Source organism: Streptomyces sp. NPDC002853, from assembly GCF_053591915.1.
In genome coordinates this window covers 482,962-504,921 of sequence record NZ_JBSFUS010000004.1, presented here as the reverse complement: position 1 = coordinate 504,921, position 21,960 = coordinate 482,962, and the positions used below count along the sequence as shown (strand labels likewise).

Annotated in this window: 22 protein-coding genes; 10 read left to right on the top strand and 12 right to left on the bottom strand. The window is 72.3% G+C overall.

Going from position 1 to position 21,960, the window contains the following annotated elements; translation table 11 throughout:
- Window positions 1-6: 6 nt before the first annotated feature.
- Entirely contained in the window at window positions 7-1,500 is a 1,494-nt protein-coding gene (locus tag ACWD02_RS13585; protein WP_451208758.1) for an ABC transporter substrate-binding protein, read from the bottom strand.
- Window positions 1,501-1,632: 132 nt separating this feature from the next.
- A complete protein-coding gene (locus ACWD02_RS13580) occupies window positions 1,633-2,172 on the bottom strand; it encodes a GNAT family N-acetyltransferase (RefSeq protein ID WP_451208755.1) in 540 nt (179 codons plus the stop codon).
- Window positions 2,173-2,319: 147 nt separating this feature from the next.
- On the opposite strand from ACWD02_RS13580, the gene argG reads away from it, so the two are divergent.
- Entirely contained in the window at window positions 2,320-3,768 is a 1,449-nt protein-coding gene (gene argG, locus ACWD02_RS13575; RefSeq protein ID WP_451208752.1) for an argininosuccinate synthase, read from the top strand.
- Window positions 3,769-3,859: 91 nt separating this feature from the next.
- Here argG and ACWD02_RS13570 read toward each other — a convergent pair whose 3' ends face one another.
- Entirely contained in the window at window positions 3,860-4,852 is a 993-nt protein-coding gene (locus ACWD02_RS13570; protein ID WP_451208750.1) for a winged helix-turn-helix transcriptional regulator, read from the bottom strand.
- A 295-nt stretch (window positions 4,853-5,147) separates the two neighbouring features.
- On the opposite strand from ACWD02_RS13570, the gene ACWD02_RS13565 reads away from it, so the two are divergent.
- Window positions 5,148-6,188, top strand: a complete 1,041-nt coding sequence (locus ACWD02_RS13565) for an NAD(P)-dependent alcohol dehydrogenase (RefSeq protein WP_451209224.1) — start codon at window positions 5,148-5,150, stop codon at window positions 6,186-6,188.
- A gap of 73 nt (window positions 6,189-6,261) precedes the next feature.
- Here ACWD02_RS13565 and ACWD02_RS13560 read toward each other — a convergent pair whose 3' ends face one another.
- The 3 genes from ACWD02_RS13560 to ACWD02_RS13550 all read right to left on the bottom strand — a co-directional run bounded on the left by ACWD02_RS13560 (window position 6,262) and on the right by ACWD02_RS13550 (window position 8,609).
- Entirely contained in the window at window positions 6,262-6,792 is a 531-nt protein-coding gene (locus tag ACWD02_RS13560) for a hypothetical protein (RefSeq protein ID WP_451208747.1), read from the bottom strand.
- On the bottom strand, window positions 6,789-7,412 hold the full coding sequence (locus ACWD02_RS13555) for a hypothetical protein (protein WP_451208744.1): 624 nt from the start codon (window positions 7,410-7,412) through the stop codon (window positions 6,789-6,791). Before ACWD02_RS13555 ends, ACWD02_RS13560 begins: the two co-directional genes overlap by 4 nt.
- Before the next feature lie 255 nt (window positions 7,413-7,667).
- The gene (locus ACWD02_RS13550) at window positions 7,668-8,609 is read right to left on the bottom strand and encodes a helix-turn-helix domain-containing protein (protein ID WP_451208741.1); all 942 of its coding nucleotides are present in this window, start codon (window positions 8,607-8,609) and stop codon (window positions 7,668-7,670) included.
- Window positions 8,610-8,718: 109 nt separating this feature from the next.
- Here ACWD02_RS13550 and ACWD02_RS13545 point away from each other — a divergent pair, with 109 nt between their 5' ends.
- The gene (locus ACWD02_RS13545; protein ID WP_451208739.1) at window positions 8,719-9,786 is read left to right on the top strand and encodes a saccharopine dehydrogenase family protein; all 1,068 of its coding nucleotides are present in this window, start codon (window positions 8,719-8,721) and stop codon (window positions 9,784-9,786) included.
- A 146-nt stretch (window positions 9,787-9,932) separates the two neighbouring features.
- Entirely contained in the window at window positions 9,933-10,292 is a 360-nt protein-coding gene (locus tag ACWD02_RS13540; RefSeq protein ID WP_451208736.1) for a hypothetical protein, read from the top strand.
- Window positions 10,293-10,300: 8 nt separating this feature from the next.
- Here ACWD02_RS13540 and ACWD02_RS13535 read toward each other — a convergent pair whose 3' ends face one another.
- From ACWD02_RS13535 to ACWD02_RS13520, 4 genes are all read right to left on the bottom strand, one after another.
- Window positions 10,301-10,561 carry a hypothetical protein gene (locus tag ACWD02_RS13535; RefSeq protein WP_451208734.1) on the bottom strand — a complete coding sequence of 87 codons (261 nt, stop codon included), beginning with the start codon at window positions 10,559-10,561 and terminating at the stop codon, window positions 10,301-10,303.
- Window positions 10,562-10,630: 69 nt separating this feature from the next.
- Window positions 10,631-10,933, bottom strand: a complete 303-nt coding sequence (locus tag ACWD02_RS13530; protein ID WP_451208731.1) for a carboxypeptidase-like regulatory domain-containing protein — start codon at window positions 10,931-10,933, stop codon at window positions 10,631-10,633.
- 10 nt (window positions 10,934-10,943) lie between these two features.
- Window positions 10,944-11,852 carry a trypsin-like serine peptidase gene (locus ACWD02_RS13525; RefSeq protein ID WP_451208728.1) on the bottom strand — a complete coding sequence of 303 codons (909 nt, stop codon included), beginning with the start codon at window positions 11,850-11,852 and terminating at the stop codon, window positions 10,944-10,946.
- Between the two features lie 405 nt (window positions 11,853-12,257).
- The gene (locus ACWD02_RS13520) at window positions 12,258-12,695 is read right to left on the bottom strand and encodes a VOC family protein (RefSeq protein ID WP_451208726.1); all 438 of its coding nucleotides are present in this window, start codon (window positions 12,693-12,695) and stop codon (window positions 12,258-12,260) included.
- Window positions 12,696-13,004: 309 nt separating this feature from the next.
- Between ACWD02_RS13520 and ACWD02_RS13515 the strand changes: the two genes are divergently transcribed.
- From ACWD02_RS13515 to ACWD02_RS13490, 6 genes are all read left to right on the top strand, one after another.
- Window positions 13,005-13,394: a BlaI/MecI/CopY family transcriptional regulator gene (locus ACWD02_RS13515; RefSeq protein ID WP_451208724.1), complete on the top strand. Its 390-nt coding sequence runs from the start codon at window positions 13,005-13,007 to the stop codon at window positions 13,392-13,394.
- A gap of 6 nt (window positions 13,395-13,400) precedes the next feature.
- A complete protein-coding gene (locus tag ACWD02_RS13510; RefSeq protein ID WP_451208721.1) occupies window positions 13,401-14,333 on the top strand; it encodes a M56 family metallopeptidase in 933 nt (310 codons plus the stop codon).
- Between the two features lie 198 nt (window positions 14,334-14,531).
- On the top strand, window positions 14,532-15,869 hold the full coding sequence (locus tag ACWD02_RS13505; protein ID WP_451208718.1) for a hemolysin family protein: 1,338 nt from the start codon (window positions 14,532-14,534) through the stop codon (window positions 15,867-15,869).
- Window positions 15,866-16,891, top strand: coding sequence for a hemolysin family protein (locus ACWD02_RS13500; RefSeq protein ID WP_451208715.1), 1,026 nt, complete (start codon window positions 15,866-15,868; stop codon window positions 16,889-16,891). The genes ACWD02_RS13505 and ACWD02_RS13500 overlap by 4 nt, the downstream gene beginning before the upstream one ends.
- 130 nt (window positions 16,892-17,021) lie before the next feature.
- Entirely contained in the window at window positions 17,022-18,179 is a 1,158-nt protein-coding gene (locus ACWD02_RS13495; protein ID WP_451208712.1) for an acyltransferase family protein, read from the top strand.
- Window positions 18,180-18,266: 87 nt separating this feature from the next.
- A complete protein-coding gene (locus ACWD02_RS13490) occupies window positions 18,267-19,709 on the top strand; it encodes a hypothetical protein (RefSeq protein WP_451208710.1) in 1,443 nt (480 codons plus the stop codon).
- A gap of 32 nt (window positions 19,710-19,741) precedes the next feature.
- On the opposite strand, the gene ACWD02_RS13485 is transcribed toward ACWD02_RS13490, so the two are convergent.
- Window positions 19,742-20,908, bottom strand: a complete 1,167-nt coding sequence (locus ACWD02_RS13485; protein WP_451208707.1) for a pentapeptide repeat-containing protein — start codon at window positions 20,906-20,908, stop codon at window positions 19,742-19,744.
- Between the two features lie 57 nt (window positions 20,909-20,965).
- Window positions 20,966-21,958, bottom strand: a complete 993-nt coding sequence (locus tag ACWD02_RS13480; protein ID WP_451208705.1) for a GlxA family transcriptional regulator — start codon at window positions 21,956-21,958, stop codon at window positions 20,966-20,968.
- Between the last annotated feature and the right edge of the window lie 2 nt (window positions 21,959-21,960).

Below are 21,960 nucleotides of genomic sequence, written 5' to 3'. Positions count from 1 at the left end.
CCGCCCTCAGCGCCTGGTGCCGGCGCCGACCAGCGTCCGCTCGTACGGGTCGAGGAGCTCCCCGCGCACGGAGCCGCCGACGCCCGTGATGATCCGCTGGTGGACCAGCGGCACGACCGCGTCGGTGCCGAGGATCGCGGCCTCGGCGTCCATGGCCGCGTCCTGCCGCTTCGCGGTGTCGGCCGTGTTCTCGGCCTTCCGCACGGCCTTGTCGACCGAGGAGTCGCACAGCTGCGAGAGGTTGTAGCTGCCGTCGCAGGTGTAGTCGCTCGCGAGGACCGACACGGGGTCGCCGGTGTCGAGCATGGTGTTGCGGGCGCCGACGAACGCGTCGAACTTCCCGGCCAGGGCGTCGCCCTCGATGCGGGAGGACTCGCGCACCTCGAGGGTCACCTTGAATCCGGCCTTCTGCAGCTGCTGCTTGAGCACCTGCGCGACCTCGGGGAGCTCGGGCCGGTTGTCGTACGTGCCCAGGGTGATGGACTTCCCGCCGGGCGCCGTCGCGTCCGCCTGTCCCTCGGGCTTGTCGCGCTTACCGTCGGCCCAGGTCAGGGCGGGGCCGAAGATGCCCTTGCCGGTGTCGGCGTGACCCTCGTAGACGTCCTTGGCGAGCGCGGAGGTGTCGATCGCGGCGCGGGCCGCGGCGCGCAGGCCGGGGTCCTTGAAGACCCCCTTCTCCGTGTTGAGCTGGAGGGCCGTGGTGCGTGCCGTGGCGGTCTCGCGCCCGTGGCCCTTGTCGAGGGACGCGGCCTGGGAGACGGGGACGGCCTCGGCGATGTCCACCTCGCCCGTGCGCAGGGCGTTGGTGCGCGCGGTGCCGTCGGCGATGAACCGCGCGTCGACTGCGGACGCCTGAGCGCGGCCGCCCCAGTAGTCGTCGAAGCGGTCGAGGGTGGCCGCGGTGGCGCCGGTGGTCTTCGTGAGCTCGAAGGGACCGGTGGCCGTGCCGACGGGGCTGACCTTGTCGCCCTTCGCGTACGCCTTCGGGGAGAGCACCGCGAGGCCGGGGCTCGACAGGCGCAGCGGGAGCGCCGGGTCGGGGTCGGGGGTGGTGATCCGGACCCGGTCGTCGCCGACGGCCTTGGCGGTGAGGGCGGCTCCCGAGAGGGCGGCGGTGACGGGCTTGGCGTTGCCCGCGTGGGTGAGGGCGGAGGCGACGGCGGACGGTGTGACGCGGCTGCCGTCCTGGAAGCCGGCCTGGCGCAGGGTGAACAGCCAGCTGCGGTCGTTCTCCTGCTGCCAGGACGCGGCGAGCGCGGGGGCGGCGGCGCCGTTCGCGTCCAGCTTGGTCAGGCCCTCGGTGACGCCGAGGCGGCTGAGGAGGGTCGCGTCGGCGCCGTAGGGGGAGAAGTTCTCCGAGGGAGGGAAGGCCAGCGCGACCTTGAGGCGGGCGCCTTCCGCGGAGTTGCCGGACGCGTCGTCCTTGGCGGCGAAACAGCCGCTGAGCAGGGGAGCGACGAGCAGGCCGGCTATGAGGGGACGGCGGCGGACGGAGCGCATGGTCCTCGTTCTCGGGGTGGGGTGGGTCCGGAAGTGCGGTGGAAGGCACGAAGACTACATGACAACCATTTCCATTAATGCGGCCGGGGGTGCGGTCCGCGCGCCGGGGGTTTCGGCGTCGGCACGCGACGACTACGGCCGCATGGGTACTTCGAAGTGCACGACCCGCGACCCGTCGGGGTCCTCGCGCTCGTCGTGCACCACCTTCCCCATGGACCGCCAGAAGCCCTCGGCGCCGGTGACCGCCGGGTCGGTGTGCAGATAGACGGATCGGTATCCGCTGTCCGACGAGGCGAAGTCGAGCAGCTCGCCGACCAGTCGCCGGGCGAGGCCGCGGCGCCGGTGCTCGGCCCGTACGTAGACGCGCCGCAGCTGCGCCGTCTCCCCGGAGGGGAAGCGCTCGGCGATCCAGCGCGGGTTCGGCGGGTGTGCGGGGCCGCGGGAGTCGAGTGCGGCGGTCGCCGCGACCGTCCCGTCCCGCTCGTCCACCGCGACGAGCAGGGTGTGGCGGGCGGGTCTCAGGTACGCGGCGTCGAGGTCGATGATGTCGCCGTGCCAGCGCGGCACGTACCCCGTGCCGAAGTCGTGGTAGACGGTGTCGAGCATGACGGCTCGCGCGGCGCCGAGGTCGGCGGCGCCGGCCGTCCTGATGCGGTAATCAAGCACTTGCACATCCTAAGCATTAAGCCGCTACGGCCTGCCACCAGCGGGTATCGCCCGGAATTCGGGCGCTGTGGCGGCTCGGTGCGCCGCGGCGCGGTTTCAGCCTCCGCGGTGAGCGACGTTGCATGGTCATGCGAAGTCATGCATACTCTTCCTATGTCCAAGGTCCTCACCTCCCTCCCCACCGGCGAGCGCGTCGGCATTGCCTTCTCCGGCGGTCTCGACACCTCGGTCGCCGTCGCCTGGATGCGTGACAAGGGCGCCGTCCCCTGCACGTACACCGCCGACATCGGCCAGTACGACGAGCCCGACATCGCCTCCGTGCCCGGCCGCGCCTCGGCGTACGGCGCCGAGATCACCCGACTCGTCGACTGCCGCGAGGCGCTGGTCGAGGAGGGGCTCGCGGCACTGGCGTGCGGCGCCTTCCACATCAGGTCGGGCGGGCGCCCGTACTTCAACACCACGCCGCTGGGCCGCGCCGTGACCGGCACGCTCCTGGTGCGGGCGATGCTGGAGGACGGGGTGCAGATCTGGGGCGACGGCTCCACCTTCAAGGGCAACGACATCGAGCGGTTCTACCGGTACGGGCTGCTCGCCAACCCGCACCTGCGGATCTACAAGCCCTGGCTGGACGCGGACTTCGTCACGGAGCTCGGCGGCCGCAAGGAGATGTCGGAGTGGCTGCTCGCGCACGAGCTGCCCTACCGGGACTCGACGGAGAAGGCGTACTCCACGGACGCCAACATCTGGGGTGCCACGCACGAGGCCAAGACGCTCGAGCACCTGGACACCGGGCTCGAGACCGTCGACCCGATCATGGGCGTGAAGTTCTGGGACCCCTCGGTCGAGATCGACACGGAGGACGTGACGATCGGCTTCGACCAGGGCCGCCCGGTCACGATCAACGGCAAGGAGTTCGCCTCCTCGGTCGACCTGGTCATGGAGGCCAACGCGATCGGCGGCCGGCACGGACTCGGCATGTCCGACCAGATCGAGAACCGGATCATCGAGGCCAAGAGCCGCGGCATCTACGAGGCGCCCGGCATGGCGCTCCTGCACATCGCCTACGAGCGCCTGGTCAACGCGATCCACAACGAGGACACGCTGGCCGCGTACCACAACGAGGGCCGGCGGCTCGGCCGGCTGATGTACGAGGGCCGCTGGCTGGACCCGCAGGCGCTGATGATCCGCGAGTCGCTGCAGCGCTGGGTCGGCACGGCGATCACCGGTGAGGTGACGCTGCGGCTGCGGCGCGGCGAGGACTACTCGATCCTCGACACCACGGGCCCGGCGTTCAGTTACCACCCGGACAAGCTCTCCATGGAGCGGACCGAGGACTCGGCGTTCGGCCCGGTGGACCGGATCGGCCAGCTCACCATGCGGAACCTCGACATCGCCGACTCCCGCGCACGCCTGGAGCAGTACGCGGGCCTGGGCCTCGTCGGCTCCGGTCACCCGACGCCGATCGGCGCCGCGCAGGCGGCCTCGACGGGCCTGATCGGTGCCATGGACGGCGGCGGCGCGGAGGCGATCGCCTCGCGCGGTGAGACCACGGACGAGGAGTCGATGCTGGACCGTGCCGCGATGGAGTCCGGCACGGACTGACACGGCCGCGAACGTACGAACGCGAACAGCGGGCCCCGGCGGATCACCATCCGCCGGGGCCCGCTGTCTGCCGCCGACCGCTCGGGACGCGTCAGGGAATGGCCGGCGAGCGGTCGGCTCGGACCACGCCGAAGGCGTCCGCCATCCGCAGCGCCGCCTCCAGGTCGCCGTGCACTTCGACGACCTGGGCGCTGACCGCGTCCTCGAGCGGCAGGGAACCCACGCCCAGCTGGAGCAGGGTGCCCAGGTCGGTGACGAGGGTCGCGGCGGCGTCCGGGGCGGGGCCCAGGCCCGTCTCGACGGTGCCGTCGTCGAGGCGGGCATGGAAGAGCAGGTCTCCGATCACGAACTCGTAGGTCTCGCGCACGCCGCGAGCGTGCTCGGGACGGAACGTGGCACCGACGGCTCCGACGATGCCGTGCCGGCCGCCGGTCGCCTCGGGGTGTGCTCCGAGGATGGCGATCACCCGCGCGGCGGCGGTGAGTTCACCCTCGAGGCGGGCGAGGCCGCGTGCGACGGCGTCCTCGATGTCGACGAGGCGGGCGCCGACCGCCAGGAACGTCCCGAGGTCGGTCGTGATGGCGCAGACGGGGTCCGTCGCGCCGCCGTTGCGGATGTCGAGCACGCCGTCGTCGACGCGTAGATGGAACGTGTCGCCGTCGACCCGGAACTCGTACGTCTCCCGTAGGCCGGCGGCCTGTTCGGGCCGGAAGCTGGCGCGCAGGCAGCCGAGCACCCAGCTGAGCCGGAAGGTGTCACCGGGCCGGGTCGCGGTCGGCAGCCGCATGCCCCAGCGGGTCAGCTCGTCGAGCACCGGGCGCATGGCGGCGCCGAGTTCGGTCAGTTCGTAGACCGTCGAGGTGGCCGGTGGCGCCAGCTTGGCCTGGCTGACGAGATTCGCGTCGCGCAGTGCGCGCAGCCGCTCGGCCAGGACGTTGGGGCCGATGCCGGGCAGTCCGGCGACGAGGTCGGTGTAGCGCCGGGGGCCGAGCAGCAGCTCCCGCACGATCAGCAGGGACCACCGGCCCCCGACGACGTCCAGGGCTCGCGCCGCCGGACAGGACTGGTCATAGCTGCGTGTCATGCGGGCCGGGCCGCCTTCCCCCGTGGATGGCTGATGGGTGGCAGGTCGCTGCCGGTACTTAGGTTTTTGATGGTAATCGGCAACTCGCCTGATTCCGCGGCTTGTTGGTTCCTGGGCGGGCGGGGGTGGCGGCGCGGTGGCAGCACTTGCGATGTCCCGGTGGGTCACATGTCCCATTGGGACATTAGAGGAGTACAGTCGGAGATGAGGGGGACACCAGGCGCACAGCACGAGCCGAGAACGAGAAGAGGCATCCCAGATGTCAGCGCAAGAAGGCCCCGACATGCCCGCCCAGATGAAGGCCGTCCAGTACCGGAGCGTCGGCTCCGCCCCCGAGGTGGTCACCGTCCCGCGCCCGGAGCCGGGCCCCGGCCAGGTACTCCTGAAGGTCACCGCCGCGGGCGTGTGCCACTCCGACATCGCGGTGATGAGCTGGCCCGCGGAGGCGCTGACCTTCCCGCTGCCGCTGACCCTCGGCCATGAGGGCGCGGGGACCGTGGCCGCCCTGGGCGACGGCGTGACCGGCTTCGAGATCGGCGACTCCGTGGCCGTGTACGGGCCGTGGGGCTGCGGAGCCTGCCTGATGTGCTCGCAGGGCAAGGAGAACTACTGCTCGCGCGCGGCGGAACTCGGCATCCTGCCGCCCGGACTCGGGGCGCCCGGGGCCATCGCCGAGTACATGATCGTGGACAACACGCGTCACCTGGTCCCGCTCGGCGGCCTCGACCCCGTGACCGCCGTGCCGCTCACCGACGCGGGCCTGACCCCGTACCACGCGATCAAGACCTCCCTGCCCAAGCTGACCCCCGGCAGCAGCGCCGTGGTCATCGGCACCGGCGGCCTGGGGCACGTCGCGATCCAGCTGCTGCGGGCGCTGACCCCGGCCCGGGTCATCGCCCTCGACGTCACCGACGGGAAGCTGCGCCTGGCCCACCAGGTCGGCGCCCACGAGACCGTCCTGTCGGACGAGCACGCGGCGACGAGGGTCCGCGAGCTGACCGGCGGCCTCGGCGCGCAGGCGGTGTTCGACTTCGTCGGCGCGCCGCCCACCGTCGCCACGGCGACCGCCTGCGCCGCGGTCGAGGCGGACATCACCATCGTCGGCATCGGCGGCGGCGCCGCGGCCGTCGGCTTCGGCACGACCCCCTATGACGCGGCGGTCCGCGCCCCGTACTGGGGCAGCAGGGCCGAGCTCATCGAGGTCCTCGACCTGGCCCGTTCCGGCGCGATCGACGTGCATGTGGAGACGTACGCACTGGAGGACGCGCCCAAGGCGTACGAGCACCTGCACGAGGGCCGGATCAACGGCCGGGCGGTCATCCTGCCCAACGGCTGACCCCGCACGGCCCGAACGACGTGGGGCCCGGGGCAACAGCCCCGGGCCCCACGTGTGTGCCGCGCCGATGTGCCTAGATGCGCATCAGCCTTTCCGTGGCCTCGCGGTACTGCCGCAGGGCGAGGCGCAGTTCTTCCGTGTGGGCCTCGGTGTCGTGGCCCTGCCAGCTGGCGCGCAGGACGCGACGGTGCTCCGTGAGGGTCTCGGTCAGGTGCCTGACGGCTTCGTCGAAGAGGCTGTCGGCCTCTTCCACCGCCTGGCGCGGGTTCTCGACGAAGGTGCTGAGAGCCTGCTGGAGCCGCAGGCCGAGCTTGTCGTGCTGGTCCTGCGGGAGCAGGGCGGAGCCGACGTCACCGGCAGGGGTGTGGGAGCCGGGGGTGCGGGAGCCGAAGTCGTGCGCGCCCGGGTCGTGGGTGCCGGTCCCGGCGCCTGTCCCGGCGCCGGGGGCGTGCGTGCCGGGGGCGTGCGTGCCGGGCGCAGGGGAGCCTGCGGCGGGGGAGCCCGGAGCGGGAGGAGCGGGGGACGCCGCCGGAGCGGGTGCGGGGGCGGGGATGTCGCTGCCCATGGCCTGCTCGCGCGGTGTGCTGTGCCGGGCATCCGTCATGACGTGCCACTTCCCTTCGCGTGGCGCCGGGGCAGTGCCCACGGTGCGTGGCCGCGGTCGGCGGTGGAGTGCCGGTCGTTCCGGGTGGAGTCGACCGTGTGGTCGGCGACGAGCGCGTCGAAGAGGCGTCGGGCCTCGACCATGGCCTCGCGCATCTCCTCGGTGCCGCCCTGTCCGCGTGCCGCCGTGTGCACGCGGCGGTAGCCGTGGACGTGGTGGCCGTGGTGAACGGAGAGCGCGGCCACCTGCTCGTCGAAGCGCTCACCGTCCGGGAAGCCGCGGTCCCTGGACAGGCGGGCGATGAGTGCGTCGGCCTCGACCACGGCCTGCTGCGGTGATTCGACGAACTGCTCCTGGACGCCTGCCCACTGGGCCACGTAGCGCTCGCGGGCGCCGGGCGGCAGCGGTTCGGCCTTGACGGAGCCGTGGAGCCGTACGCGCTCGCGCAGCTCCAGTTCGGCTGCCCGCACGTCTCCGTTGTGCCGGGCGACGGTGTGGTCGTACTCGGGCCCGAAACGGTGCTTCAGACCGTGTCCGCCGCCCTTGGCTCGCCGCATGACGACGAAGAGGACGGCGGCTGCCGCGATGACGACCACGGCGATGATGACGGCGGTGATCATGGCTGCCTCCCTTGATGTCGTGGTGTGATCAGTTGATCTCGTGTTTCGTTCGGCGCTGAGGCCGGCCGATGGGCACCCACGCGACGCGGGCACCGATCGGGGCGTCTGTGATCAGCGTTTGAACGACTGCCTCCGTGTTCGCATGGCGGCCGAGTACCCCCATGTTCGGCAAACAGTCGGCCGAGTGCCGATTCCCGTCTGTCCGCACCCCACGACCCGGGTCGCACACGGTGGGACGGCCGGCCCACCGTGTGCTCAGGAGGCGCCGAAGGTACGCCGGTAGGCCTCGGGCGGCAGACCCGTGACGCGGGTGAAGTGGCGCCGGAGCGTGGCGGACGTCCCCATGCCCGTCCGGGCCGCGATCCGTTCGACGCTCTCGTCGCCCGACTCCAGCAACTCCTGTGCCAGGCGCACGCGTTGACCGAGCAGCCAGCGCAGCGGCGCCGTGCCCGTGACGGCATGGAAGTGCCGGGACAGATTGCGGCTGCTCATGCCCGCCTGCCGGGCCAGGTCTTCCACGGTGAGCGGCTGGTCGAGGCGGGCGAGTATCCAGGGCAGCAGATCGGCCAGGGGGTGGTCGCGGCCGTGCGTCACGGGTGCCGGGATGAACTGCGCCTGGCCGCCGTCCCGGTGGGGCGGGGTCACGAGCCGCCGGGCCAGTGCGTTGGCCACCGTCGCCCCGTGGTCGGCGCGCACGATGTGCAGGCACAGGTCCATGCCGGCGGCCTTCCCCGCGGAGGTGAGCACGCTGCCCTCGTCGGTGAACAGGACCCCGGCGTCGACCGTGACGCGGGGATGGCGCGCGGCCAGCCGGGCGGCGTGGGCCCAGTGCGTGGTGGCCCGGCGCCCGTCGAGCAGGCCGGCCGCGGCCAGGACGAAGGCGCCGGTGCACAGCGAGACGATGCGGGCACCTGATGCGTGGGCGGTGCGCAGGGCCTCGGTCAACTCGCCCGGCGGGTCCCGGTCGATGTCACGCCAGGCCGGGACGATCACCGTCCGCGCGGTGGCGACGGCTTCCAGACCCTGGGCGGGCTCGGCGCGCAGCCACGGCCCCACGCGGGTACCGGCCGCGCCGCACACGGTGAACGAGTACCAGGACCCGGCCAGGTCGGAGTGGTCCGAACCGAAGACCTCGAAGGCCGCGGCCGCCTCGAAAAGCATGGTGCCCTCGGGAAGTGCCATCGCCACGGTCCGCATGTCCGAAACTGTACGCCCCTCGTCATTCCGGCCGCTGGTGGTGTGCGGCCCGGCCCCGGATCATGGTGCCGGCAGGGCGCAACCGCCCTCAGGACAACGGGAGTCAACGATGAGCAACGCCCCCGCCACACCCACCGTGCAGCACGCCGGCGTCCGGTCCGACGCACGGACGGTCGCCGTCATCGGCGCGTACGGCCACACCGGCCGCTTCGTCGTGGCGGAGCTGCTGCGCCGCGGCCTGAAGCCGCTGCTCGTCGGACGGGACCAGGAGAGGCTGGAGGCGCTGCGCGGCCTGGCCCCCGGCGCGCCGGTGCGCGTGGCCTCCACCGGCGACGCGGCGTCCCTGGACCGCGCCCTCGACGGTGCCTCGGCGGTCGTCAACTGCGCGGGGCCGTTCCTCGACACGGCCCTGCCCGTGGCCGACGCGGCGCTGCGCGCCGGCATCCCGTACCTGGACGTCGCCGCCGAACAGGGCGTCAGCGCCGCCCTGTTCGACACCTACGGCGAGCGCGCGCGAGCGGCGGGCGTCGTCATCGCCCCGTCCCTGGCGTTCTACGGCGGCCTGGGCGACCTGCTGGCCACCGCCGCGCTTGGGGAGTGGCCGGACGCGGACGAGATCACCCTCGCGTACGCACTCGACAGCTGGCACCCGACGCGGGGCACCCGGCGCACCGGGGAGAGCAACGCCGGGCAGCACCTGGTGTACTCCGGAGGCGAACTGCGCCCGTTCGACTACTCCCAGGACACCTTCCCGTGGGACTTCCCCGAGCCGTTCGGCACCCAGGACGCCTCCGGGTTCGCGACGGCCGACCAGGTCACCCTGCCGCGTCACGTGCGGACCCCCGAGGTGCGGGCGGTGATGAACCTCGCGCCGCTGCGGGACATCCGGGCCGATGAGACGCCGGAGCCCGAGCCCGCCGACGCCGTCGGGCGCTCCGCGCAGACCTTCCTGGTCGAGGCGGTCGTCCGGCGCGGCAAGGAGATGCGGCGCGCGGTCGCGGGCGGGCGCGACATCTACGCCGTGACGGCACCGCTCGTCGTGGAGGCCGTCGAGCGCCTCCTCGACGGACGCGGCAAGGTGCCGGGCGTACGCGCGGCCGGTGAGGCCTTCGACGCCGCGGACTTCCTGCGGGCGCTCACCCCCGAGCACCTGACCCGGCTCGACCTGCCGTCCTAGGGCGACACGCCCCGTTCCGCGCGGGCGCCGTATCCGCCGCGTCGGATGACATGCTGAAACGATCAGTGAAGTCGAGATCGCGGTACGCGTACGGCGAGTGCCGGTGACACCCGGACCAGGCGAAGGGCAAGTGCGAGGTGCTGACCGTGCTGGTGCTGGCCGCCGATCACCAGGCAGGTGACCTGATCCCGCAGATCGAGGCCGTCCCCGGCGTGTACGTCATCTCCCAGACGGACGACAGCTTCCTCGCCATGGCGCGGGCCCGGGCCCTGCTGCCCGACGTCCTGGTCATCGACCTCAGCGCCCGTTTCGCCGGTGACGCCGCGACGGTGATCGACCAGGCCCGGCGACTGCGGCCGCCCAGCCACATCCTGGTCCACTCGGGCGACACCTTGGTGGGGGCCGTTTCGCCCGACGGCGCGGTCGGGCCCGCCGCCGCCGGTTCGCCGCCGGGGCTCGGGAACGCGCTCGCGCGGCTGGCGGGCGATGCGGCCCCGCCGCCGTGACGGGCGCCCTACGCCTCCGCGACCCGCACCGAGAGCCCGTAGTCCAGCTCCGACCCGTCGACCAGAAGTGCCTCGACGGTGCGGGTTTCGGGGTCGATGTCGGCCTCCATGCCGTCACCGGCGAACCGGGGGAACCCGGAGGCCCCGGTGTCGCCCGTGGCCACCACGACGGCCGAGCGCAGGGCGCCGCGGGCATCGGTGGTACTTGAGCCGTCCCCCGAGAACTCGGGGACCAGCAGGATCTCGAAACGCTGCGGGACAGTGTTCATGACCGTGACGCTAGACAGGAGTCGCGCGCCGCGCACGTCCACCGCTGCCGCCCGGCGCCGCCCACCGCGCTAGCCGAGCGTCAGCTCGACGCGCAGCCGCCCCCGGGGGGCGGCCCGCTCCGGCGGTTCGACACGGACGGTGGCCTCGGCGGTGCCGGACGGGCCCATGAGGGGGTCCGCCCGGCAGATGAGCCTGTATTCGCCCGTCGTGGGGGCGACGAGGGAGAAGCGTCCCTCGGCGTCCGTGACGGCAGCGATGTCCGGCAGAGGCCGTGGACCGTCGGTGAACAGGACGTGGGCGCCCGTCACCGGGGTGCCCGAGGTGTCGCGGACGACGCCGGTGATCTCCACTGCGGACTCGCTGCCGTTCATCGGGGTGCGCTCACGCCTTCCATGCCACGTAGTTGTTGAAGACGGGTGTGGTGAACCGGGTCCCGGAGTTCACCCGGGCACCGCCGTAGGCGTGGATGCCGAAGCCGTAGCGGCCGGTGCTGTCGATGCGGTAGACGGAGCTGCCGCTCTGCCCGCCCGCGGTGTCGATGTCGTAGTACACCTTGCGCGGGGCGACCGAGTCGATCCCGCGCGCCGCGTACCACTGGGTCCCGGACGGCTTGTCGCCCGGATAGCCGGAGATGTTGCCGGTGGTCTTGAGCAGGTCCGAGTCCGACCAGACGCCGAAGCCGAACCAGCCCGTGGTGGAGCCGATGTTGGAGGGCGTGATGATGGCGCCGTAGTCGAAGTTCTCGTCGCCGTTGCTCGTCCAGCCCGTCACGGAGCGGAAGCTCGTGCAGGTGATGCTGCCGTAGGGCAGCGAGGCGCCGTTGCGCCCCGGCATGACCTGGATGCTCTTCACCCAGCCGTCCCGGCCCGCCACGCCACTGCCCTTGATGTAGACGCAGTGGCCCGCGGTCGCCAGGGTGTGGGGTCCGAGCAGCCATCCGGTGCCCTGGTAGAGGGTGTTGTCGCGTGCGGTGATCAGCAGGTAGCAGTGCACGCGCCACGGGTACACGCTGGTGTTGGTGATCTGGATGCGGTCGTCGGGGCCGTGCACGGTCTCCGGGGCCAGGGGCGGCGGGCCGTACGACGCCTCGCCGATGTCGGGCAGCGAAGCGGTCGGGGCCGTCCAGGCCTCGGGCGCGAAGTGCTCCGGGCGCCGGTAGCCCTCGACGTGCTCCAGGCCCTCACCCGTCGAGTGCTGGGCCTGGCCCTCCGTCCCCTCGGAGGGCGGCTGGAGCACCGCCTCCTGCTCGGCGGCCAGGGTTATCGCTCCGTCGTCCGGTTCGTTCGTCACTGCGGTGTGTGGATCTTGCGCCATTCTGGATCACCCGGCTTCTCTCAGAGCTGCGATGTGATGCCTTGCAGGACGCCGCGGCCGCAACGTTTCTGGGTCGATTCCCTTGTTTACTGCCGCCGGACAAGTGCCGCAATGAGCCTTTTGCGCCGACCGTAGCGCGGGCGTAAGCACTGGGGTTCAGGGACGTCCTGTACGCCAACTGCCCGGCTCCCGCGGCCCAGTCGACGCTCGAGCCGTCAGCTCGCCCCGCCGCCTCACGGCGAACGGCCCGGGCGGGGTCCCAGTGGTCACGGCCGGGCACCCGCGCCCCGCCCGCGGCCGGAGCGGGCGGGGCGCGATGCCTTAATCACGACTCGAACAGACAAGCAGCCCCAGGGAGCGGCCCGTTCCGCCCGCGGAGGGCTAAGGGCGCGCGTAGGGCCGGGTCATGATCTCCATGTTGTGGCCGTCCGGATCGTCGAAGTACGCGCCACGACCGCCGAACCAACGGTTGATCTGGCCGGGTTCGGTATGGCTGGGGTCCGCGTAGTGGGTGACCCCGATCGCGTCCAGGCGGGCGATCATGGCGTCGAACTGCTCGTCGGGCACGAGGAACGCGTAGTGCTGGGACTGGACCGGCTCATCGGTCAGCTCGTAATAGTCGAGCGTCACGCCGTTGCCCAGGTCGACGGGCAGGAACGGTCCGAACGGGGCGCCGACCTTCAGGCCCAGGATCACGGCGAGGAACTCGGCGGACAGCTGCCGGTCCCTGGCGAAGACGACGGTGTGGTTCAACTGGACGGTCGTGACAGGCGAATCGGGGTCGTGCGAGTGCGACTGTGAGTGCTGGTGCTGCGGCATGTGTGAGGTCTCTTCCGGGTCTTGGAATCCACTGTCGGTGCGCCGCATGGGGCGCTGTGGGAAGTCGGAAGAGAGACGGCGGGGCTCTGGCCCGCCTCGCGCTCACGCCAAGGCCGGATGCCTCACTCGTACGTGGCCCATGGCCGACCCGGCAGTCACGCGAGTGATCTTAAAGGGCGCCATGGGGCGGGGCAACGCGTTTTTCGCCCGCGCCGGCAGGACGCCCGCGTCGCGCCTGACCGGCGCCACACCCCGGCCGGCCGGGCGTTAGCCTCGTCAGGACGACTGGGCAGTGAAAGGGAGACGGGCGTGGCGGAGCAGGAGCGGCGGTCCCGGCGGCGGGGGCAGGGTGAGCTGGAGGCTCAGGTCCTGACGGTCCTGCGCGAGGCGGAGGGCCCCGCGACCGCGGGCTGGGTGCAGGAGCGGCTCGGCGGGGACCTCGCGTACACGACCGTCGTGACGATCCTGAGCCGCCTCCTCGACAAGGGCGCGGTGACGCGCGAGCGCGCGGGGCGCTCCTTCGCGTGGACGCCGTCGGCCGACGAGGCGGGCCTCGCGGCGCGCAAGATGCGCAAGGTGCTCGACGGCGAGCACGACCGGGAGGCGGTCCTCGCCAGTTTCCTCACCGCGCTGCCGCCGGGCGACGAGCAGGTGCTGCGTGAGCTCCTGCGGCAGGCCGAGGCGGAGAAGGACGTCTGAACCGTCATGGGGATGTTCGTCCTGCTGCCGCTCGTGCTGCCGCTGACGGCCTGGCCGGTCGCCCGGCTCGCCGAGCAGCGGCTGCACCCGCGGACGGCGACCCGGCTGCTCACGACGGTCGCCGCGGTCATGGCGCTCTGCAGCACGCTGTGCCTGGGCCTGCTGATGGTCGTCGGCACGGCGCAACTGCCCGGCAACCCGCTGCCCGACGGCTGGTCGGACCCCGAGGTGCGCGCGGCCGTCCCGTACGACGAGGTCGCCGGGCGTCTAGCCATCCCGGGGCTGCTCGCCGTGGCCCTGGCGTGCGGCAGGACGCTGTGGCGCCACCGCCAGGTACGCCGCCGCGCCCACCGCGCGCTCGCCGGGCTGCCCGGCACCGCCGTCGCCGTCCTGCCCGACACCGTGCCCTACGCCTACGCGCTGCCCGGCGGCGCCCGTGACCGGGTCGTGGTGACCACCGCGCTGCTCGACTGCCTCGCCCCCGCCGAGCGCCGCGCCCTGTTCGCCCATGAGCGCGCCCACCTCGCGACCCGCCACCACCGCTACCTCCTCGCCGTGCAGCTGGCCGCGCGCGCCAATCCGTTCCTGCGCCCGCTGCGTACCGCCGTGGCCTACACGACCGAACGCTGGGCCGACGAGGACGCCGCCCATGCCGTCGGCGACCGCAGGGCCGTGGCCCGCGCGATCGGCAAGGCGGCTCTGCACTCCCGGGGCGCCCCGGCACCGACCCTGGCCGGACTCGCGGCGCCGGGGCCCGTTCCGCGCCGGGTCGCGGCCCTCCTCGGCCCTGCTCCCGCGGCGCGCAGCTGGCCCTCGCTGTTCACCGCGGTGGGGCTCGCGGCGTGGGCGGCCGCCGCGGGGGCAGTGGTCTCCGCCATGTCGTCGGCCAACTCCGCCGTGACGATGGTCATGATCCTGCACGCGGCGACCCCGCTCTGAGGGCGTGGGCCCTGCCCGACTCGCTTTGCCGTTCCTTTACAGTGGTGTAGAAGCACCACCGCTTCCACGCCACCGCCCTCGTACGACGCTTCGTACGAGTACGAGAAGGAGCCACGGACCCGCAATGGGTGAGCCTCCCAGTACGAACCGTGCCACGTCCCGCCCGCTGTCCGAGCGCGAGGGAACGGGGGTGGCACGGTGACCGAGATCCTGCTTCTGCTGCTCGCCCTGCTCCTCACGCTCGCCTGCGCGGTGTTCGTGGCGGCCGAGTTCTCCCTGACCACCGTCGAGCGCGGTGACCTGGAGCGTGCCGCCGAGGCGCGCGAGCGGGGCGCCGAGAGCGCCCTGAAGGCGGTCCGGCGGCTGACCCTTCAGCTCTCCGGTGCCCAGCTCGGCATCACCGTCACCTCGCTGGTCATCGGCATGCTCGCCGAACCGTCGCTCGCGGCGCTGCTGCGCGGCCCGCTGGAGGCCGCGGGTCTCGGCGGCGCCGCTCCCACCACGGCCACCCTCCTCGGTGTGGCGCTGTCCACCGTGATCCTGATGGTCGTCGGCGAGCTGGTGCCCAAGAACTGGGCGATCTCCCGGCCGCTGGCCGTAGCCAAGGTGGTCGCGGCACCCCAGCGCGGCTTCACCGCCGCCTTCGGACCGTTCATCCGGCACCTGAACAACACCGCGAACCACGTCGTACGCCGCTTCGGCCTGGAACCCGCCGAGGAGCTGGCCTCCGCACGCACCCCCGAGGAGCTGGTCGCCCTCGCCCGGCGGTCGGCCGCCGAGGGCGCCCTGGAGGCGGACTCCGCCGAACTGTTCGTGCGCACCCTGCACCTGAGCGACCTGACCGCGGAGAACGTGATGACCCCGCGCGTCGACGTACGGGCCCTGGAGGCGCACGCCACGGCCGCCGACGCGGCGAACCTGACGCACGCCACGGGCCTGTCCCGCTTCCCCGTCTTCCGCGACAGCCTGGACGAGGTCATCGGCACCGTCCACATCCGCGACGTGCTCGCCCTGGCCCCCGACAAGCGCCGGCTCACCCCGGTCACCGACCTGGCCACCGAGCCCCTTCTCGTGCCCGACAGCCTGCCCGCCGACCGGCTGCTCGAGCGGATGCGGGAGACCCGCACGATGGCCGTGGTCATCGACGAGTACGGCGGCACGGCCGGTGTGGCGACGGTGGAGGACATCGTCGAGGAGGTGGTGGGCGAGGTCCGCGACGAGCACGACCCCATCGAGGTCCCCGACCTGCTGCCCGCCCAGGCGGCCCCCGACGGCCGCACCGTGTGGGAGGCCGACGGGAGCGTCCGCATCGACCAGCTCGCGGCGATAGGACTCACCGCGCCCGACGGGCCGTACGAGACCGTGGCCGGACTGATCGCCACCCGGCTCTCCCGCATCCCGGCCGAGGGCGACGCGCTCGACCTCGACGGCTGGGGGCTCGCCGTCCTGGCGGTCGAGCACCATCGCGCCGACCGGATCCGCATCACCGAACCCGCGCTCCACGTGCCCCGCCAGGCAGTGGAGGAGGCACGATGACCACGCTCCAGCTCGCCATCGGCGCCCTGACCCTGCTCACCAACGCCTTCTTCGTCGGCGCCGAGTTCGCCCTGATCTCCGTGCGCCGCAGCCAGATCGAGCCCCGCGCCCAGGCGGGCGACAAACGCGCCCGCATCACCCTGTGGGGCCTGCAGCACATCTCCGCGGTGATGGCCACCGCCCAACTCGGCATCACCGTCTCCTCCTTGGTGCTCGGCGCGGTCGCCGAGCCCGCCATCGCGCACCTCCTGGAGCCCGCCTTCGAGGCGGTGCACATCCCGCACGCCCTGGTGCACCCGATCGCCTTCGTCATCGCCCTGACGGTGGCGACGTATCTGCACATGCTGATCGGCGAGATGATCCCCAAGAACGTCGCGCTCGCCGCGCCCGCCAGGACCGCCCTGCTGCTCGGCCCGCCGCTGGTGGCGCTCACCCGTGCCCTCAGGCCGGTCGTCTTCGGCATCAACGCCTTCGCCAACACCCTCCTCAAGCTGCTCAGGGTCGAACCGAAGGACGAGGTCGAGTCCGTCTACACCGACGACCAGCTCGCCCGCATGGTCGTTGACTCCAGCGAGGCGGGTCTCCTGTCGGCGGCCGACGGCGAGCGGCTGCGCGACGCGCTGGAGCTCGGCACCCGGCCGGTCGGCGAGATCCTCGTGCCGGCCGTCAGGATGCGCACCGTCGAACACACGGTCACCCCGGCACGCCTGGAGCAGGTGGCCGCGGACGCGGGCTTCTCCCGCTTCCCGGTGACGGGGCCCGAGGGCACCCTGCTCGGCTACCTCCACATCAAGGACACCCTGGGCATCGCCGAGCGGGACCGGCCCTTCCCGCGCGCCGCGTTGCACGTGGTCACGCGGGTGCACATCGACACCCCGCTCGACGACACGCTGACCGCGCTGCGGGCCGCGGGCAGTCACCTGGCCGCGGTCACCGGCGAGAGCGGCACGGTGCTCGGGTTCGTCACCATGGAGGACGTGCTGTCCGAGCTGGTCGGCCCCTCACCGGCGGCGCTCAACTGATTCACAGGTGGCGTGACTGTACGTGCGGGGGCTCCGGTGGCTAGGGTGCCCGTGATGTTCTACACAGGTGTAGCACCCGCATTGGACGTAAGACGCGAGACCGCGGGCCCGGGTTCCCCCGGGAGGTCCCGTGAGTGAGCCTGTCCGCTCGGTGCACCGGGCCGGGGCACTGAGCGCGCCGCTGCCCGCCGCGCGCAATGCCCCTCCGGAGGCTTCGGCGCCCCCCACGGTGGTGCCGAAGCCTCCGGTCAAGCGCCGGGACTCGTTCTTCGACAACGCCAAGTACCTGGCGATCGTGCTGGTCGCGATGGGTCACGCCTGGGAGCCGCTGCGCGGCGACAGCCGGGCGGCGGCCGCGCTCTACATCACCGTCTACACCTTCCACATGCCGGCGTTCATCGTCATCTCCGGCTACTTCTCGCGGAGTTTCGACGCGAGCCCGGACCGTCTCAAGCGCCTGGTGACGGGCATCGCGGTGCCGTACGTCATCTTCGAGGTGGCCTACACCTTCTTCAAGCGCTGGGCGGGCGACGACCCGACGTACCCGATCAGCCTGCTCGACCCCTGGTACCTCACCTGGTTCCTGGTCGCGCTCTTCGTCTGGCGGCTGACCACCCCGCTGTGGAAGCTGGTCCGCCGGCCGCTGCCGATCGCGCTGGCCATCGCCATACTCGCCTCCGTCTCGCCGGACATCGGCGACGACCTGGACCTGCAACGCGTCCTGCAGTTCCTGCCGTTCTTCGTCCTCGGCCTGTGCCTGAAGCCCGAGCACTTCCAGATCGTGCGCCGCCGGGAGGCCCGCATCCTGGCCTTGCCGGTCTTCGCGGGCGCCCTGCTGTTCGCGTACTGGGCGGCGCCGCGCATGAACGCCGCCTGGTTCTACCGCAGGGACAGCGCACAGGAACTCGCCGCGCCCGGTTGGTCCGGGGCCGTGATGACGCTCGGCATGTTCGGCTGCTCGGCGATCCTCGTGGCGTGCTTCTTCGCCTGGGTGCCGGGCCGCAGACTGTGGTTCACCGCGCTCGGCGCGGGCACGCTCTACGGCTATCTGCTGCACGGCTTCGTAGCCAAGGGCTCCCGCTTCTGGGACTGGTACGAACTCGGCTGGCTGCACACCCCGCTGGGCGAGATCACCGTCACCCTCTGCGCCGCGGCCCTCATCACCGCGCTGTGCACCCCGCCGGTGCAGCGCCTCTTCAAGTTCGCGATGGAACCCGAGATGGAGTGGGCGTTCAAGAAGGACGCGAAGGCGGTGGCCCGCGGCAGGGGCGCGCACCGGCGGCGCTGACGGGGATGGTGGAGATCGGGCCTCGGCGAGGCCGCCGCGGTGGATGATGGAGTCCGATGTCGGAGTCCATATCCCGGAGGGCCGGACGTGCCGCAGAACAACGACCCCCTGGCGGCACGGACGCCCGAGGAGATGCTCGACAGCTGCCGGGCGAGCGCGGAGCGCGTCGCGGGCCGGGTCTCCCGGTGGGACAGCGCCGACCCGTCGACCCGCTCGGCCGTCGACGCGGGGATCCTCCACCTCGACGAGGCGACGCCCGCAGATCTGCGGGCCCTGGCCGACTGGCGCCCGGCCTCCGGGCGCAACAGCGTGTACATGGACGCCACGACGGTGGGGATCGCCGACCGCCTGCTGGCCGGCGACCGGCGGTGGCTCACGCCGCTGACCCTGTGGGACCTGGCCGCGTTCGCGGACCGGGTGATCATGTCCGACCGGATCTACTACGCGGGCGAGCACCTCGTGCCCGCCGCGAGGCTCAACCAACTCCTCGGTGACGACGTGTTCGTGAGCCTGCCACCCCTCTCGCACACGGACGACGCGCCGGCGCGACTCTACGAACAGAGCCTCAGGTCCTACCGCGCCCTGATCTCGCCTCTCGCCCACCAGCGGGAGCTCCCGGCGGGCACCTACTGGGCGGATGCGGTACGGGAGGTGGCCGACGCCTGGACGCTGGTGACCGGACGCCCCGTGCGCCCCGGTGAGGCGCTTGCGGCCTGTGAGGCACAGGGCTGGTTCACGCCGAAGCTGACGCTGCTGCGCGATCCCTACTGCGACGACCTGCCGTCGCTCTCGGACGGATACTGCGCCCCGGTTCTGGGCGATGTGACGTACCGGGCCCATGCCGCCCAGTCCTTCGCGAACCTCCTCGGCCTTCCCTACGCGCCCGCGACCGCCCGGATGCCTTTCCGCCACTACTTCTGCGAACGGGGTTGGGAGCTGGAGGACCGACTGCTCACCGGCGAGGCGGCCGACCGCGCCTACCGCGAACTCGCCCGGGAGCAGGACCTCGTGCTTCCGGTGTTCCTGGCCGTCGCGCTGGCCGACGCCCGGCGGATCGAGGACGTGTGGCCGCGCCTGGCCGAACTCCGCACGAGGGCTCGCCGCTTCCGCGGGCACCGCGTGGAGCTGGACGAGGCACTGGCGCTCGGCGAAGCCTCCGACACCTCCCGGCAGTTGCTCATGGCGGTGCGCAGCGAGGCGGTCGGACTGACCGAGGTGTGCGGTCACGGAATCTCGTTGGTGGCGAAGATCGTGGGCCGTCTCACCAGGGCCACGCCCGCTCAGCTGCCCGAGGAGATCGCGACCTTGATGGGCATTGCCTCCTCGGAGGTGCCCGCCGATCTGCGGCGGCGCCTGTGGTGGCAGTGCTTCAGGCCTGAGCTGCGCTTTCTGATCCAGGTCCGGTCCCAGTCGCGGGAGATGACCGACGCGCTTCCGAAGATCGGCAGGCTCTGGGGGCTGCCGCAGGGCCGGGCGAAGGGCTTCCGTGACCGGTTCGAGCAGCTGGGCCGGCTGCGGACGGTCAGCTGAGTATCGAGCCGAGCCGGTCGGTGGGACGCCGGTCAGTCGAACCGGCTCTCGGTCGCCGCGATCCGCTCCCGCACCAGGGGATGCCGCGCCAGCTCCGGGTCGAGGAGGGTCTTCTCGTAGACCCAGGCGGTGCTGAGCTGTTCGGGTTCGAGTCCCCAGGCCTCGGTGAGGTCCGCGCTGTGCAGGTTGGCCCGGTCGAGGCGGGCCCCGGCGAGGTCGGCGCGGTGCAGCCGGGTGTTGAACATGTACGCGTCGCTCAGATCGGCGCCGCGCAGGTCGGCGTACGAGAGGTCGGAGGCTCCGAGGCCCGTGTGGGAGAGATCCGCGCCGCACAGATCCACGTACTGGGCATTGGCCTTGACCATCTGGCAGCCCCGCAGAGAGGCGCCGGTGAGCCGGGCGTTGCGCAGCAGGGCGTTCGACAGAGCCGCGTTTTCCAGCCGCGCTTGCGTCAGATCGGCGTCGTCGAGCCGTGCCTTCCGCAGGTCGGCAAAGTGGAGCAGGGCACCCTTGAGGCAGACGCCGCGCGCGGACGCGGCGTTGAACGAGGCATACGGCAACTGCGCGCCCCGCAGGTCGGCGTGGTCGAGGTCGGCCCCATGCAGGCCGGCGAACTCGAGCCGGGCGTTCTCGCCGTGGGCGTGGTGGAGGTCGGCTCCCCAGAAGCAGGCGTGCGTTGCCTGCGCGCCTCGCAGGTTCGCCTCCCACAGGTGCGCGTTGGTCAGATTGGCGCGGCCGAGCTGGGCGGACGTGAGGTCTGCCCGCTCCAGGAAGGCCCACGACAGGTCGGCGTCCCGCAGGTCGGCTTCGCGCAGATCGGCGTCCTGCAGGTCGCTGCCATTGAGCCGGGCGTGTGTCCATCGCCCGCGGCTCAGGTCGGCGGAGCGCAGGTCGAGACCGTTCAGTTCCGGGCGGCGCGCCTCGACGGCTTCATGACGCCGGGCCAGGGCGGTGAGGGCGGCCTGGACATCGGCGGCCAGAGCCACTGGTTCCCGGGCCCGCAGGTATAGGGGCCCTTGATGCCCGAGACGCGGATCCACCACACTCCGCCGGACGAATTCGACCAGCCCGTGGACGATCAGGTCGTGATCACCGTCGGACGAAGAGGCCGCGAGGAGCTGCTCCAGCGCGCTCACGGCGGCCAGCCGCACATCCAATCGCTCCGATGCCAGGTCCGCGTGATGGTCGTGGATCGTCAATGCTTCGCCCCCCCATGGGCCTGCCGTGAGCACCGAACGCGTCAAGGCTAGCCCGCCTCACTCCGGCGCGGGCCCGAACCTGCGCCGGTACGCCGAGGGCGTCAGCCCCGTCTCGCGGCGCATCAGGGCGCGCAGATTGGCGGTGGTGCCGAGTCCGCTGCGTCGGGCGACCGTGTCGAAGGGTGCCACGCCCCGCTCGATCAACCGGCAGGCCAGCGCGAGGCGTTCGCCGGTGAGCCAGGCCAGGGGAGTGGTTCCCAGCTGGGCCTGGAAGCGGCGGTGCAGGGTGGCGGGGCTGAGTGCGGCGCGCGCCGCGAGCTCCGGCACGCTGAGGGGTGAGTCGAGCCGCTCCTGGGCCCAGGCGAGGACCGGCGCAAGCGACTCGTCCGGCACCTCGGGCACCGGCCGCTCGACGAACTGCCGCTGCCCGCCGTCCCGGTGGGCGGCGAAGACCAGGCGGCGGCTCACCGCGTTGGCGACCTCGGCGCCGTGGTCACGGCGGACCAGATACAGCCCGAGGTCGAGGGCGGCGGCGCTGCCCGCCGCGGTCAGGATGTCGCCGTCGTCGACGAAGAGGACGTCCGGTTCGAGCCGTACGCCGGGGAAGCGGGCCCGGAAGTCGTCCGCCCACTGCCAGTGCGCGGTGGCCCGGCGTCCGTCGAGCACCCCGGCCTCGGCGAGCGTGAAGGCGCCGCTGCAGAAGCCGACGAGCCGGATGCCCCGGGTGTGCGCCCGGCGAATGGCGTCCAGGACGGCCGGGCGGCGGGGAACCTCGATGTCCGGCCTGTTGGGCACGATCAAGGTGTCCGCCGAGTCCGCCGCGTCCAGCGAGGCGACGCCCGAGAGAGTGAAGAAGCCGTCCCGCATCAGGGTGCGCGGCTCGGGCGAGCAGAGGCTGAAATCGTAGAGCTCACGCCTGAGTTCGGGCCTGCGCAGCCCGAAGACCTCGGTCGCGCAGCCGAGCTCGAAGGGGTTGGAGTTCGCGTCGACGATGACGACGACCCGATGCGGGTGCCGCCTTCCGGCGGGTTGAGAGGATCCTTGCGACATAA